At 61.9% G+C, this 15,102-nt stretch carries 12 protein-coding genes and 3 pseudogenes; 7 read left to right on the top strand and 8 right to left on the bottom strand.

The window, feature by feature from the left end; genetic code table 11:
• Positions 1–8: 8 nt before the first annotated feature.
• A complete protein-coding gene (locus tag NHAM_RS26310; RefSeq protein ID WP_011508885.1) occupies positions 9–293 on the bottom strand; it encodes a hypothetical protein in 285 nt (94 codons plus the stop codon).
• A 197-nt stretch (positions 294–490) separates the two neighbouring features.
• On the opposite strand from NHAM_RS26310, the gene NHAM_RS01425 reads away from it, so the two are divergent.
• Complete coding sequence (locus tag NHAM_RS01425; protein ID WP_041357549.1) at positions 491–676, top strand: hypothetical protein; 186 nt, start codon at positions 491–493, stop codon at positions 674–676.
• Positions 663–1,199: pseudogene (locus NHAM_RS01420) on the top strand (recombinase family protein); the annotation flags it as partial. The gene NHAM_RS01425 and the pseudogene NHAM_RS01420, both read left to right, overlap by 14 nt.
• Before the next feature lie 449 nt (positions 1,200–1,648).
• On the opposite strand, the gene NHAM_RS01415 reads toward NHAM_RS01420, so the two are convergent.
• The 3 genes from NHAM_RS01415 to NHAM_RS26300 all read right to left on the bottom strand — a co-directional run bounded on the left by NHAM_RS01415 (position 1,649) and on the right by NHAM_RS26300 (position 2,453).
• On the bottom strand, positions 1,649–1,873 hold the full coding sequence (locus tag NHAM_RS01415) for a hypothetical protein (RefSeq protein ID WP_041357547.1): 225 nt from the start codon (positions 1,871–1,873) through the stop codon (positions 1,649–1,651).
• Entirely contained in the window at positions 1,873–2,064 is a 192-nt protein-coding gene (locus tag NHAM_RS26305; RefSeq protein ID WP_157043493.1) for a hypothetical protein, read from the bottom strand. Before NHAM_RS26305 ends, NHAM_RS01415 begins: the two co-directional genes overlap by 1 nt.
• Before the next feature lie 218 nt (positions 2,065–2,282).
• Positions 2,283–2,453 carry a hypothetical protein gene (locus NHAM_RS26300; protein WP_157043492.1) on the bottom strand — a complete coding sequence of 57 codons (171 nt, stop codon included), beginning with the start codon at positions 2,451–2,453 and terminating at the stop codon, positions 2,283–2,285.
• A 270-nt stretch (positions 2,454–2,723) separates the two neighbouring features.
• Here NHAM_RS26300 and NHAM_RS01405 point away from each other — a divergent pair.
• From NHAM_RS01405 to hemA, 4 genes and pseudogenes are all read left to right on the top strand, one after another.
• Positions 2,724–3,938: pseudogene (locus tag NHAM_RS01405) on the top strand (IS701 family transposase).
• Positions 3,939–4,444: 506 nt separating this feature from the next.
• On the top strand, positions 4,445–5,131 hold the full coding sequence (locus NHAM_RS01400; RefSeq protein ID WP_041358584.1) for an outer membrane protein: 687 nt from the start codon (positions 4,445–4,447) through the stop codon (positions 5,129–5,131).
• 457 nt (positions 5,132–5,588) lie between these two features.
• Entirely contained in the window at positions 5,589–6,611 is a 1,023-nt protein-coding gene (bioB, locus tag NHAM_RS01395) for a biotin synthase BioB (protein ID WP_011508880.1), read from the top strand.
• Positions 6,612–6,902: 291 nt separating this feature from the next.
• Positions 6,903–8,132 (top strand): 5-aminolevulinate synthase, encoded by a 1,230-nt coding sequence (hemA, locus tag NHAM_RS01390; RefSeq protein WP_011508879.1) that lies wholly within the window; start codon positions 6,903–6,905, stop codon positions 8,130–8,132.
• A gap of 94 nt (positions 8,133–8,226) precedes the next feature.
• On the opposite strand, the pseudogene NHAM_RS01385 reads toward hemA, so the two are convergent.
• Positions 8,227–8,933, bottom strand: a pseudogene (locus NHAM_RS01385) (response regulator transcription factor).
• Between the two features lie 190 nt (positions 8,934–9,123).
• Here NHAM_RS01385 and NHAM_RS01380 point away from each other — a divergent pair.
• Positions 9,124–12,633, top strand: a complete 3,510-nt coding sequence (locus NHAM_RS01380; protein WP_011508878.1) for a PAS domain-containing hybrid sensor histidine kinase/response regulator — start codon at positions 9,124–9,126, stop codon at positions 12,631–12,633.
• An 87-nt stretch (positions 12,634–12,720) separates the two neighbouring features.
• Here the strand turns inward: NHAM_RS01380 and NHAM_RS01375 are convergent, their stop codons facing one another.
• The 3 genes from NHAM_RS01375 to NHAM_RS01365 all read right to left on the bottom strand — a co-directional run bounded on the left by NHAM_RS01375 (position 12,721) and on the right by NHAM_RS01365 (position 14,825).
• A complete protein-coding gene (locus tag NHAM_RS01375; protein WP_041357543.1) occupies positions 12,721–13,395 on the bottom strand; it encodes a response regulator transcription factor in 675 nt (224 codons plus the stop codon).
• Between the two features lie 269 nt (positions 13,396–13,664).
• Positions 13,665–14,081, bottom strand: coding sequence for a BA14K family protein (locus NHAM_RS01370; protein ID WP_011508876.1), 417 nt, complete (start codon positions 14,079–14,081; stop codon positions 13,665–13,667).
• 189 nt (positions 14,082–14,270) lie between these two features.
• Positions 14,271–14,825, bottom strand: coding sequence for a hypothetical protein (locus tag NHAM_RS01365; RefSeq protein ID WP_011508875.1), 555 nt, complete (start codon positions 14,823–14,825; stop codon positions 14,271–14,273).
• Positions 14,826–15,102: the final 277 nt, after the last annotated feature.

Raw genomic sequence — 15,102 nt, 5'->3', positions numbered from 1 at the left:
TAGGGCTGTTATGCAGCCTTCGTCTTTTTTGAGCCGTTGTCACTGGTTTGGGCAGTCTGTAACTCGGTGAGCCGTGCCATGGCAACATCAAGCGCCGCCTGTTCTGCGCTCAGGCTTTTTGCCTTTTCGAGGACTTCCCTTGCTTGTGCCACCTCATCCTCGGCAAGCGCAAGCTGGCGCTTCCTGTCCATTTCGGCAAGCGTTGCGGCGCGGGCTGCCCGGATATCGGGCGTTGCGGCGGTAGCGATTGCAGCATGACCCCGGCTGCGGCGGGTTGGTGTGAGTTTGTACATTTTTGGTTACCTTTAGTTCTGCCGCTCGTCGGCTATTTCGTCCATCATTTTGGCCGTCAAGCCGGTGCGTCTGTTTCTGACGACGTCCCAACCGCGCCCCTCGCTCGCAGCGCTCGCTGACGTGCATCGCCTACTCGTCGCTTGTGGATTCAGGCGAAGCTCCGAGGACGAACAGAGATTCGCCTAGGAGGACCCAAATGCGACGCTCGCCCCAGCTCCCGTCAGTAGCCAAGCCGACCCATCAGCTGAACCTAACATTCGGGCCACGACCGCTGTCGGGCTTGTCGACGACCGACCGGTCGCGGTCCATTGCATTGCTGGCGTTTCTCCTGGCGCAGGCCGCCGGCGCCGCCACGGAGGAGCGTGACGATGTCGAACGCTGACAACCTTCCCGCGACGGTCTTGGGCCGCAAGGCCGTGGTCTATGTTCGCCAGTCGACCCAAGCCCAGGTCGAGACTAACACCGAGAGCCGGCGACGCCAGTACGAGTTGGTCGAGACGGCGCGGGCGCACGGCTTTCGGTCGATCGAAGTGATCGACGATGATCTTGGTCGCTCCGCCAGCGGAATGAGTGAGCGACCAGGCTTTGATCGGCTCGTTGCGTGGCTGTGCGCAGGTGATGTCGGCGCGGTCTTGTGCTTCGATGCTTCCCGCCTCGCTCGTAATGGCCGTGATTGGCATCATCTGTTGGAGCTGCGTGGCCTTGTTGAAGCGCGCGTGATTGATCTCGACGGCGTCTACGACCCTTCGCGCCCCAATGATCGATTACTGCTCGGCATGAAGGGCAGCATCAGCGAGTTCGAGCTTGGCGTCCTGCGCGCTCGCATGCTCGACGCCGCCCGTGCCAAGGCGAGGCGCGGCGAACTTCGTATCAGTGTTCCCCTCGGGTACCTTTGGAGCCGCGAGTATGTGAATAAGGGATGAGCAACCCGGCCTCATTTAAACTAAAGTGGGGCTGCTGAGGCGGAGAAGGCGTTTTCATAAATCCCACGGGCGCCTCGCGGTGATAGGTGTTCCTGCCGCGTCGGGCGGAGTCGGCCACGCGGGCTATTGGTAAACCCGGCGTGGCTTTTCAGCGTCCCTTGCCAGTTTTCACATCACGCAAACCGGCATGGCTCAATTTTGGGCAAACCCCGAAATTCTTCGTTACAGAAGTAGGGAAGTAACGGGGGCGTTCGAGGAATCGGGCGTACCCGTGACGGCGTCACATGTGACGCTTTTGGCTATCGTAGTGTGCCGGAGGTTCAATGTAGCGTGCGATAGTGGGAAGCTAAGCCGCCATCGTGACCTGTTTTCAAACCTGTATTTTCAGGTCCGACGACCAGTTTTTCAGCATCGACGACCGAGAGCACAAATCAGCTATCGACCCTCAGACCGGCGGCTATGGCCGCTGCTCGCTGTTCATTGCTGCTGGGGATATTGGTCGGACGGCATTCCGAAAGCACCTGCGAGGCCTGCTGATCGCCGTGGAGCACAGCGCAATCCGTGAGCAGCTTGCGCCGTTCAGGCGATAGGCGCGGCCGAGAATGGCGCGCAGACTTCAATTCCAGTTTCTCGAGGCGGTTGCTGAAATCAGCCATCAGTGAACCATCGGCTTTCCGGTGATGCACAGGAAACCGTCGTTCTGATCAACGGCGCCGGCGGTCATCAACTCGGAAATTTGACGCATGCTGTCGTCGTGATCGGTCGCCCTGATGACATGCATTTGTCGGGTCTTCACGGACTTGCGCTGTTCTAGTGCTGCCAAACGGCGCTCAAGTGCTGTCCTCATGTCCAGACCTCTAAAGCAGCCGACCACAGCGCCTCGTCGGGCCACGTGCAGAGATAGGGCGGAGCGTCCGTTGGGCCCGTGGCCTTGGTATCGTCTGCGCTGGCGACAATCCGGTTTCTAAACGTCTGGTAGAGGCTATCCTGTTCCGGGAGCGTCAAATCTCCCCCTTGACGCGCCGGACCCATCGCGCGGCAGGCAAATCGCCGTCGCCATACCATTCACCGCACAACACCAGATCGCCGGAGCCGGAACAGCCCGGCCTTGTTCGCCGACAACACCGCCGCGCCGATATCGCTCCCGGGCTTGCGCCACAGCATCAGCATTTCGTCATCGTTGCGTCGACGCGCTTCCAGCTTTTCAATGCGCGTGGTGATGCTGCGGGCCGTCATGGTGACACCATCAAACGATAGATGAAGCGATCAGACCGTGAGGCCTGGTTAGCGGAAACCATAGCGGTCATCGTCGCCTCGCACTCAACCACTGTGCAGCCCATAATTCGGCGACATGGCGTCCAAGAGGACATCGAGGCCGATTCCAGTTTGCGCAATCTGTTCTCGAGATTGCCGCTCATCTCAGCGCGTCGATCCAGCCTAGCATTACAGTTGCAATTGTTGCTGCGCTCTGAATCGATGGGTTTCCATGATTCGGAGGGTCATGGAATGTCGGGGGCTACGATCGAGGCGACGCTTGAACTTTGGGCATCTTCGCTGCGCGATGTCAAAGAACGGATACGCCCGTTGTTCACACAGGATCGCATCGCGGCGTCGGCTGGGCAGTTTATTGATGGGCTTCTGAGTGCGGAACAACGCAAGACGGGATGGATGCGAGCCGAGGCGGCCGGCGATTCTGGCCCCTGGCGCCAGCAGGCGATTCTGGGTCGTGGGCGATGGGAAGCGGATGCCCTGCGCGATATCGTGCGCGACTATGTCATCGAGCATCTGGCGGATGACGATGCGGTGCTGGTGATCGACGAGACCGGCTTTCTCAAGCAGGGCAAGGTGTCATGCGGCGTGGCGCGGCAATACACCGGTTCGGCAGGGAAGATCACGAACTGCCAGATCGGCGTCTTCGCGACCTACGTTTCGCGTCATGGTCATGCGTTGATCGATCGGGCGTTGTATCTTCCGAAGGAATGGACCGACGATCCCGATCGTCTGGAAGCCGCATATGTGCCGGCCAGCGTCGGCTTTGCGACCAAACCGAAGCTTGCGACAAGAATGATCGCACGCGCGATAGCCGCGTCTGTCCCATTCAAGTGGGTTGCCGGTGATACCGTCTACGGTGTTGGCGACATCGAACAGCAACTCCGTCGGGCAGGCAAAGGCTACGTGCTTGGGGTCAGCAGCGCTCATGTGTTTTGATCCTGGGGCAAGCGACCGCCGGTCGCCGGGACGGCTGCAGACATCGCCCGGACGCGGCGCTCATCCGACTGGAAGCGCCTGTCGGCGGGAGCCGGAACCAAAGGACCGCGGCTGCACGACTGGTGTTATCTCGAATTGGCCGATCTCGAGGCCGGGCAGTTCAACCGCACACATGATGGTTTGTGGACACGCGGTCTGCTGATCCGTCGTCGCATCGCCGATGATGACCTCGCCTTCTTCACCACCTGGTGTCCAACGGGAACATCAATTGAAACGCTGGTCGCGGTCGAAGGCCATCGATGGGCGATTGAGGACAGCTTTGAAACCGCGAAAAACGAGTTCGGGCTCGATCACAACGAGAGCAGATCCTGGCATGGCTGGCACCGTCATGTGTCCCTGGTGATGCTCGCCTTCGCCATGATGGCCGCGATCCGACATCGCGCCAATCCGCCGCCCAAAAAAACCAAACGTCGCCCCCCGGCAAAAGCCAAAGCATCGCCACGCCGCCACTGATCCGTTGGTCAATCCAGGAAATCCGCCGCATTGCCACCAGACTCGCGCGAAGGCGTATTCAACCCGCACACATCATCGCATGGTCTTGCTGGCGCAGAGCCCATCAGGCTGCCGCTCAGCGCGCTCACTTCAAATCAAAAACGCAACTGTAATGCTAGGGAATCTTTCTCGCTGCGGCCAAATCACGGGCAGACATCGTCCATAGTGATTCGTTCACCCCTGTCTGTCGTGACGAAACGAAAAACAGATTTTGCTCCCCGATTTGAAAGAAGATTCTCATTGAAACCGTTTCGGTGGTTGTTGCCGCGCGAACGGGGTGTGAATGAAGGCTTCATTTAGTTCTGTTTAAGGCATCATTAAGCAAACAAGTTCCGTTGTTCCCCAAAAGGTTGCGAACGTTCCCGAGTGTGGCTGATCAGTGACAGCTTTTTGCCCGGAATCGATCTAGGGTTTTGATGACGGGGCCGACGAACGGTTGCTCGGACATCGAATTCCTGGAGAACGTAATGAAAAAAATCCTACTCGCTTCTGTAGCAATTGTCGGCATGGCCGCGATCGTGCCGGCACAGGCCGCGGATCTCGCCGCTCGCCCCTACACCAAGGCTCCGGTCTATGAGGCCGCGCCGATCTACAACTGGACCGGCTTCTACCTCGGTGGTCACGTCGGCGGCGCCTTCGGCGGCGATCACAACCTCGCCGCTCCCGGTTTCACCCGCAATGGCAACGACGGCGTGTTCATGGGCGGCGGCCAGATCGGCTACGACTATCAGTTTTCTCCGAACTGGGTGTTCGGTATTGGGGCTAACTACAGCTTCCTCGACACCAACGACCATCCCTTCGTGAACCGCGGACTCGGTTCGGTCACCGGCCGTCTCGGCTACACTTGGGGTCCGGCGCTGCTGTACGCCAAGGGCGGCTACGCCTGGGCCGATACTCGCAACACCAACGGCTTCGGCGGCGACACCTTTTCCAACAACCGCATCGGTCGGGACGGCTTCACCGTCGGCGGCGGTCTGGAATATATGTTCACCCAGAACTGGTCGGGCCTGATCGAGTATCAGTACTATGACTTCGGCACCACGCGCACTACCTTCCGTAATCAGGACGTTCGCTTCCGCAACGACGAGCACACCATCAAGGTCGGCCTGAACTATCGCTTCAACTGGGGCGCCCCGGTCGGCCCGAGGTACTGATCCTCCCGAGCCTTTACGGTTTCGAAATAGGAAAAGGCCGGCATCATGATGCCGGCCTTTTTATTTTCAAGCCGTATCACGCATCAACAGGGGCGACACGAGGTCTCCGCGACATCGGATGCGGCCGGCGGCCCACCAAGCCGTCGCGGGGCATCTCGGCATGAGCGGCCTGACGGGGCGGGATCGGCCGCCGGTTGCTCAAGTGATTCGGGCCACTGCGCAGTGAGGCCCGATCCGTCGTGCTGACGCGATTGGCGCAATGCTCTCCCAATGTCGGGACGGCGTAATGCCCGGATATGTGCTCCAAGCCGAATTGATATTCATAAACGGGACGACCTCCGATAAACCGGAGCGTGGCGTCATTCGAAATTCGCGGCACGCCATGATATCGTCGTGTCGCGCGGACGACGGTTTCAAAAACCAATTCCACGTAACGCGGCAACACGGGGTTCGTGACATGGATGCAGCATCGGTTTCGTTCGGCAGCGGTCACGATTTGTCCTCGCAGCCGCGCCACGACTGGACGCGATCCGAAGCCGAGACACTCTATAATCTGCCTTTCGCAGACCTGATCTTTCAGGCGCAGACCCTTCATCGCCGCCATTTCGATCCCAATCACGTCGAGACCGCGAACCTGCTCAGCATCAAGACCGGCGGCTGCCCGGAAGATTGCGGCTACTGTTCGCAGAGTGCACATTACGATTCCGGCGTGAAAGCCACCAAGCTGATGGATCGGGAAGCCGTCATCGAAACCGCGCGGCGGGCCAGGGATGCCGGCGCCAGCCGGTTCTGCATGGCGGCAGCGTGGCGCAATCCGAAGGACAGGGATCTCGACCGGGTCTGCGACATGGTCAGCGCCGTCAAGGAGCTCGGCCTGGAGACCTGCGCGACGCTTGGCATGCTCACGCCCGATCAAGCTCGGCGACTGCACGACGCCGGACTCGATTTCTACAACCACAACGTCGATACCTCGCCCGAATTCTACGGCAACATCATCACCACGCGGACGATGCAGGATCGCATCGATACGCTCGCCCATGCGCGCGAGGCCGGGCTCAAGGTCTGCTGCGGCGGCATCATCGGCTTGGGAGAACAGGTCGGCGACCGGCTCGGTATGTTGATGCTGCTGGCCAATCTGCCCGCGCACCCCGAAAGCGTCCCCATCAACATGTGGAACGAGGTCAAGTCCGTGCCCGTCAACGACACCGCCGAGCGGCCCGATCCGATCGCGCTGGTCCGCATGATCGCGGTGGCGCGGATCATGATGCCGAGGAGCGTGGTCCGGCTGTCGGCGGGCCGGCAATACATGACCGACGAATTGCAGGCGCTGTGCTTTTTGGCCGGCGCCAACTCCATTTTCATCGGCGATGTCCTGCTGACCACGAAAAATCCGCAGACCGCGCGCGACGCCGCGTTGCTCGACCGCCTCGGCATCAGGTCACGGCTGGATGACGCGAAGGCGGCCGCTCCGCCTCACTGATCGGATGCGACAGGGTCAGATCCGACAGCGCCGGCCCGTCACGGAAAACGGGCTATTGTCTGCAATCTCTCTGCAACCTCCTGGAGCAGTTTTCGGACTGGCTTCATGGGTGAACTGACGGTCCCGCACAGGACCCGGCAGCAGGGACTCTTTGCGCTAGAGCAAATTAACGGCGATTTTTAACCCTTAAACCGGCGTTTTTGCGGATTCTGGCTCGACAGCCCGGCTGGAAAGGCTCTAAAAAGGTCTTCGATCGGTCCGGCCGTCCCGGGCTCTTTTCCGGATTTAGTCATGGATTATAGCAAGTTCTTCAGTAACGCGCTCGATCGACTTCATGACGAGCGGCGCTACCGCGTTTTCGCCGACCTTGAACGCATCGCCGGCCGGTTCCCCTACGCCACTTGGCACTCCCCCAAGGGGCCGCGCAATGTCGTGATCTGGTGCTCCAACGACTACCTCGGCATTGGTCAGCACCCGAAGGTCGTCGGCGCCATGGTCGAGACCGCGACCCGCGTCGGCACCGGCGCTGGCGGCACCCGCAACATCGCTGGAAACCACCATCCGCTGGTCCAGCTCGAGCAGGAACTGGCTGATCTGCATGGCAAGCCCGCAGCGCTCGTGTTCACGTCCGGCTATGTCTCGAACCAGACCGGCATTTCGACCCTCGCCAAGCTCATTCCGAACTGCCTGATCCTGTCGGACGCGCTCAACCACAATTCGATGATCGAAGGCATCCGGCAGTCGGGATGCGAGCGCATCGTATTCCGCCACAACGACGTGGCGCATCTGGAGGAGCTGCTTCGCGCAGCCGACCCCGACCGCCCGAAGCTGATCGCTTGCGAGAGCCTGTATTCGATGGATGGCGATGTCGCGCCGCTTGCGAAGATCTGCGATCTCGCCGAGCGCTACGGCGCGATGACCTATGTCGACGAGGTGCACGCGGTCGGCATGTATGGGCCGCGCGGCGGCGGTATCGCCGAGCGCGAAGGCGTCATGCATCGCATCGACGTCCTCGAAGGCACGCTTGCCAAGGCATTTGGCTGTCTCGGCGGCTACATTGCCGGCAATTCCGATATCATCGACGCGGTGCGTTCCTATGCGCCCGGCTTCATCTTCACCACCTCGCTGCCGCCCGCGATCTGCTCGGCGGCGACCGCTGCGATCCGGCATCTCAAGTCATCGACATGGGAACGCGAACGCCATCAGGAACGCGCGGCGCGCACCAAGGCAAGCCTGATTGCGGCCGGTCTGCCGGTGATGGTGAGTTCGACCCACATCGTCCCGCTCTTCGTCGGCAATCCCGAGCGCTGCAAGCAGGCGTCCGATATGCTGCTGCATGACCATGGCATCTATATCCAGCCGATCAACTATCCGACCGTTGCCAAGGGAATGGAGCGGCTGCGAATCACGCCGTCGCCATATCACGACGACGCGCTGGTCGATCAATTGGCGGAAGCCCTGCTTCAGGTCTGGGAACGCCTCGATCTGCCGTTGCAGGCGAAATCCATGGCGGCCGAGTAGCGATCTGTCAGAACGCGCTCGCTTTTGACAGACTTTAGCGTTTTCGAGCGAAGCATGTCCTCGGGCTTGACCCGAGGACGAGTACCGGTTCGCGTCAAGAAAGCGCGGCAAAACAAAAAGCTAGAGCCCGGCTTGATTCCATCAGAACGGAAAGCGCTCTAGAGGCGGACAGTCGTCGCCGTGCGCTCGCCTCGGACAACACGATCCGAATCAGATCGGCGGCATTTTTGGCGCCGAGCTTGTCCATGATTCGCGCGCGGTGAACCTCGACCGTGCGCGGACTGATACCCAGTCTGCGTCCCGCTTCCTTGTTCGACGCACCCCTGCCACTTGGGACAGGACTTTCGCGCTCTCGGCAGGTCAGCAGATGGCGGCCGGGGAAATTGGCGAGCCCGTCGATCTCGCCGCCTCGCGCCACACCTTCACCGCGGCACGAACCCGGTCGACGATCGCATCGGAGGAAAATGGCTTCTCCAGAAAATCGAGCGCGCCATATTTCATCGCCGCTACGGCTGTTGCGATGTCAGCCACGCCGGAGATCACGAGGATCGGCGCTGCAACCCACTCAGCCGCCAGCTTGCGCAGGATATCGAACCCCGATTCGCCGGGAAGATGCAGGTCCAGAATGACACAGGCCGGCAACACGCTCCGAACCGCCTCGAGAAACGAGGCTCCGTCGCCAAAGCTTTGCGCGGCATAACCCTCGATCTTCAAAAGCAGGACCAGCGTTTCCCGCACCGACGGATCATCGTTGACGATGAAAACCGGAGTATCCGGAACGAAGGACAGAAGTTGACCCATCCGCGGCGCCCTCAATAGAGATCGATGAGTATCACAACTTATACGTGTATAAGCTGATTCGCGCCGGTGTGCAAATCATGACGGCAGAGCTGTCGCGCGAGGCCGCGTAAGACGTTAGATTTTCCGCGAGGACGGCTAGAGGTTAACCCGAAGCAGACCCAAGGCAGCGACTGCCGGAGGAGCGACCGCAATGCTGCACGACTGGGGCGTGATCGCGGCCGCCATCGGCTACATCGGCTTCCTCTTCCTGGTCGCAAGCTATGGCGACCGGGCCCCGAAGTTTGGCCGCGGCCCCGCCGGCCCGCTGATCTATCCGCTGTCGCTGGCGGTGTACTGCACGTCGTGGACGTTTTTCGGTTCTGTCGGGCTCGCGACCCGAACCGGCCCCGAGTTTCTCGCGATCTATGTCGGGCCGGTCCTGCTGATCGCATTCTGCACGCCGCTGCTGCGGCGGATCATCCAGTTGGCGAAATCGCAGAACATCACGTCGGTCGCCGATTTCATCGCCGCGCGCTACGGCAAGAGTCAGGCGGTGGCGGCAACCGTCGCCGTCATCGCCATGATCGGCTCGATTCCGTATATCTCGCTTCAACTCAAGGCGGTGGCCTCCTCGCTCGGGACCATCCTGATCGACGACCAGGCGATCGCCAAAATTCCTGTCATCAACGACATCGCACTGATCGTAACGATCGCGCTGGCCCTGTTCGCGGTGCTGTTCGGAACCCGGCAGACCGATGCGACGGAGCATCAACACGGCCTGATGCTGGCGATCGCGACCGAGTCGATCGTCAAGCTGGTGGCGTTCATCGCCGCGGGCGTCTTCGTCACGTTCTGGATGTTCAGTCCCGTCGAACTGGTCGAGCGCGCACTGAAATCGCCGGAGGCGATGCGGGCCATCGAGTACACGCCGTCGATCGGCAACTTCCTGACGATGACGCTGCTGTCGTTTCTCGCGATCATGCTGCTGCCCCGGCAATTCCATGTCAGCGTGGTGGAGAACTCCAGCGACGCCGAGGTCGGCCGGGCGCGCTGGCTGTTTCCGCTCTACCTGGTCGCCATCAATATCTTCGTTGTCCCGATCGCGCTCGCAGGCCTCGTCACGTTCCCGTTCGGCAACAGCGACATGTATGTGCTGGCGCTGCCGATCGAGGGCCAGTCCAGGTTGCTCAGCATCGCAGTGTTCATCGGAGGACTTTCAGCGGGAACCGCGATGGTGATCGTTGAATGCGTGGCGCTGGCGATCATGGTGTCCAACGACATTGTCGTGCCGCTGGTGTTGCAGCGCAGTCCGGCGGCCCGTGGCGGCCGCAAGGACTTCGGCAACTTCCTGCTCAAGACCCGCCGTCTTGCGATCTTCGCCATCATGATCATGGCGTATTTGTACTACCGCGCGCTCGGCAGCGCACAGCTCGCCGCGATCGGGCTGCTGTCGTTCGCCGCCATCGCGCAACTCGCGCCGGTGTTCCTCGGCGGCCTGGTCTGGCGGCGTGCGACGGCGCGCGGCGCGATGGGCGGGATGCTCGCCGGTTTCGCCGTCTGGGCCTACACGCTGTTTCTTCCGAGCTTGCTGGACGGCACCACCGTCGGCACGATGCTGCTGCAACACGGCCCGTTCGGCATCGGCGAACTGAAGCCGCAGGCGCTGTTCGGCGTCAACCTGCCTCCGCTCATGCACGGTGTGCTATGGAGTCTGTCGCTAAATGTCCTGACCTACGTCGCGCTGTCGCTGACGCGGCAACCATCGTCGATCGAGCGGGTGCAGGCGGGAATCTTCGCGCCCCACGCGCTCGCGCCGCTGACCCCGCCATTCCGGCGCTGGCGTTCGATGGTGACGGTGCAGGATATTCTCGGCACCGTGGCACAATACCTCGGCCCCGAGCGCGCACGGCAGTCGTTCAAGGCGTTCGCCGCTGCGCGGCGCCTCAACCTCGATCCGGCAGCGCCGGCCGATTTCGAATTGCTGCAGCACGCCGAGCATCTGATCGCGTCGTCGATCGGCGCGGCGTCGTCGCGACTGGTGATCTCGCTGCTGCTGCGGCGTCGCACGGTGTCGGCGAAGGCAGCCTTGAAGCTGCTCGACGACGCCCACGCGGCGCTCCACTTCAACCGCGAGATGCTGCAGACCGCACTGAACCACGTGCGGCAGGGAATCGCGGTGTTCAACACCGATCTGCAATTGATCTGTTCGAACCGACAATTCGGAAATATTCTCGGGCTGCCGCCGCAAATCGTTCAGATCGGGATTCCGCTGACCGAAATTCTTGAATTCCTCGGCACCATCGATAAGTCGCAGATCGACCGGGAGGCTGCGAAGCAGACCCGTCTCACCGCATACACGACGGAGGGACAGCCGTATCTGGAGCGGCGTCCCGACCGCAACATCGTGATCGAGGTCCGCGCCAACCGGATGCCCGACGGCGGCCTGGTGATTACCTTCTCCGATGTGACCCCGAGCTTCGAGGCCGCCGAGGCGCTTGAGCGCGCTAATGCCACGCTCGAAAAGCGCGTGCGTGACCGCACCGAGGAACTGACCCGGCTGAATTCCGAACTCGCGCGCGCCAAGAGCATCGCCGAAGAAGCCAACATCTCCAAAACCCGGTTCCTGGCGGCCGCCGGCCACGACATCCTGCAACCGCTCAACGCCGCACGACTCTATGTCACGAGCTTGGTGGAGCGGCGGAGCGGCGGAGAGGATTCCAGGCTGGTCCAGAACATCGACGATTCACTGGAGGCCATCGAGGAGATTCTCGGCGCGCTGCTCGACATCTCGCGGCTAGACGCCGGCGCCATCACGACGTCGATCACGAGTTTCCGGGTCGGCGACCTGATGCGCTCGCTCGAAATCGAGTTCGCTCCGATGGCGCGGGCGAGGCAGGTCCGCCTGACGTTCGTGCCGAGTTCGCTGCCGATCGCATCCGACCGGATGCTGCTGCGGCGGCTGCTGCAAAACCTGATCTCGAACGCCATCAAGTATACCCCGCACGGCCGCGTGCTGATCGGCTGCCGCAGACGCGGCGAATCGCTCCGGATCAACGTCTATGACACCGGCGTCGGAATCCCGATCCTCAAGCGCGGCGAAATCTTCAAGGAATTTCATCGGCTCGAACAGGGAGCGCGCATCGCGCGGGGGCTCGGGCTGGGGCTGTCGATCGTCCAGCGGCTTGCGCGCGTGCTTGATCTGACCATCGCACTGGACTCAAACCGCGGCGGCGGCTCGCTGTTCTCGGTCACAATTCCGATCGCACCGGCCATCAATCAGACTGCCCATGCCACCGCGGTGACCAGCAGCACGCCGCTGTCGCACGCGCCGATGAGCGGGACCCTGATCGTCTGCATCGAGAACGATCTGGCGATCCTCGACGGCATGAAGACGCTGCTGACATCCTGGGATGCCCGCGTGATCGCCGTCACCGATCATGAGTCGGCGATCGCGGCGATCGAAGCGGCCGGCGGACCGATCACCGGGCTGCTGGTGGACTATCATCTCGACCGCGGCAACGGCATCGCGACGATCCGGGAGATTCGACGGAAATTCGGCGAGACCATTCCGGCGATCCTGATCACGGCCGACCGCAGCCCCCACGTTCGCGAAGCGGCGCAGCTGGAACGGGTTTCAGTGCTCAACAAGCCGTTGAAACCGGCTTCGCTGCGGGCGCTGATCGGCCAGTGGCGAAGCCAGCAGATCGCCGCCGCGGAATAACCGCAACACATCTTTGTCTTCTGCCGAGGAGTTGTCCGGGGAAAGCGCCGCTACGATCAAATGCCGAGATCGCCGCGAACCGACGACTCAACCCGCCGACGGCTCGCTCTGACGCCACTGATCTCCGGCAATCCGCGCCGCCGCAATGACCGCCTGGGTGCGGCTGTCGACCCCGAGCTTTTGCAGGATCGCGGAGACATGCGCCTTGATGGTCGCCTCCGATACCCCGAGTTCGTAGGCGATCTGTTTGTTGAGCAGCCCTTCGGACAGCATCATCAGGACGCGCACCTGCTGCGGCGTCAGCGTGACGAGCCGGTCGCGCAAGCGCGTCATCTCCGGATCGGCGGCGGCCGACAGATCGACGTCGGGCGGGATCCAGATATCACCCTCGATGACCTTGAGGATCGCGGTGCGCAGCGCATCGACTCCCAACCGCTTCGGAATGAACCCGGAGGCGCCGAAATCCATCGAGCGGCGGATTGTCGCCACGTCGTCGCTGGCCGACACCACCACCACCGGAATCGCCGAATACTGGGCGCGCAGATAAATCAGCCCGGAAAACCCGCTGATCCCTGGCATCGACAGGTCGAGCAGAATCAGATCGACGTCGGCCTCCTGCTCGAGCCGCGCCGTCAACTCCTCGAACGTGCCGGCCTCGTCGATCTGCGCAGGCATGATGCTGGCGACCGCCTGCCGCAGGGCATCGCGGAACAGCGGATGATCGTCGGCGATCACGATACGGGTGCTATCGGATGCGGTCATTGAATCCACGGGCTCGCGCATGCATTCGCGTTCATTGCGGTCTCGGGCCGGGTGCGTACCCCGGAACCAGATTGTCCACCGCTCGAACCGGTCTTGCAAGGCGCAATGCCGCGGACCATGGAAACGAGTTAACGGTCCTGATCCCCGCTTGCCTGAACAGCGCCCGTCCTGCTGCGATTTTATCGATAGCAACGACCTCGAAAACAGAAACGATCCGGCCGCGCGGAGCAGCCGGATCGTCGCGCCGGACGAGCTGCGTCCTCGTCTGACTACGGGCAGGGATGGCGGTTGCCATCGTAGCCAAGATACGTCCCGGAGCGCGGGTCGTAGGATTTGAAGCGGCGGAAGCAATAGGCGTCGTCGCTTCTTGGCGCGCGAGCCTGACTCCCGGCTATGGCGCTGCCGATCATCGCGCCGGCGGCGAGTCCGCCGAACACGGGACCCGGACCATAGCCATAGTAACCCGGGCCATAGCCATAGTGACCACGCCGCCAGCCGTGATGATGCCAACCATGATGATGGTGATGACGATGCCAGCCATGGTGTCGATAACGGACCGGCTGTGGCGTCGCGGCTGGGGTGGCAAGCGATCGGTCGACCGTCAAAGGCGCAGCCATCGCGGGCTGAAACAAAATGGACGTGGTGCCCACCGCCAGCGCCGCGAGCAGGATTTTCGAAAATCGCATGAAGACCTTCCCCTTTTTTGCAGTGAAAGGAGGACAACCGGTGCGTGCAGCAAGCGTTCCGACAGAACGGGGAGATCGTTTTGCGGCAGATCGTCGCGGGCGGCGCGCGAGGATCGAGCCCACGTCTTGCGCCAAAATGTCTTGAGTCAATTATCTTGAATCAAATGTCTTTGCGTCGGACCGCGCCGGTCAGATTCCTCCGGACGCATCGCGGTGAACGCGGCCGGCCATCTCGATCAGCCGCCGCCAGGCGCGCTCGACGAACGACATGACGCGATCCATGTCGCGATCGCTCGGCAGCGGAATCTCGATGCTGTTGCGGTTGGCGTCGGCGGATTTCGGTTGGTCAGCCTTGGGAACGCCAGCCTTGGGAGCGCCCGGCCTCAGCGAATCCGCCTTGGGCAAAGCCTGCTGGGTCTTGCCGCTGGCAGTCGGCTCGCGCGCGGCGAGTTGCGCCTTCAGTTTCTCGTTCTCCGCCAGCAGCCGGCCGATTTCCTTATCCAGCGCAGCACGTTCTTCGGGCAAGGCGTAACACGCCCAGCCGTTGCCTTTGTCCCCGCAGTGCGAGACCACACCGGTCCGCGTATCCAGCCTGACGAAGCCGCCGCTCATCGGCGTAAGCGTATAGCGTCCGTTCTCCACATCCGGCGTCGCCTGCGCCAGCGCCGGTGCGGCGAGGCAGGCAGCCAACGCGGCAGTCGCCGGAATCCGCGACAGTCTGAGAGGTGAAGTCGCTGCGCTCATGCTCGGCTCCGTCAACGCCATCCGCTCGCCACCGAACCGGCGTCTGCGCCAGGCACTCTCGAGCTATAGGACGCGCGACGCGATTTCAACGCGTCGACCGCCAATTCGATCCGGTTCCGCCCTTGACAACCCCAACGCTGCAAAAGCGGGCCGCCGGTTTCGCGGAACAGGTCAGTCGGCGCTATTCACCCTTGGATTATAAGTGGTTACGAGATGACGAAAACGGCGCATGACCGACATCACCTCACGCCGACCAGGCCGAAAAACAAGGATCGAT

It is taken from the genome of Nitrobacter hamburgensis X14 (genome assembly GCF_000013885.1).
Taxonomy (GTDB): domain Bacteria; phylum Pseudomonadota; class Alphaproteobacteria; order Rhizobiales; family Xanthobacteraceae; genus Nitrobacter; species Nitrobacter hamburgensis.
The sequence above is the reverse complement of the archived record's forward strand: the minus strand, read 5'-3'. Positions and strand labels throughout refer to the sequence as shown.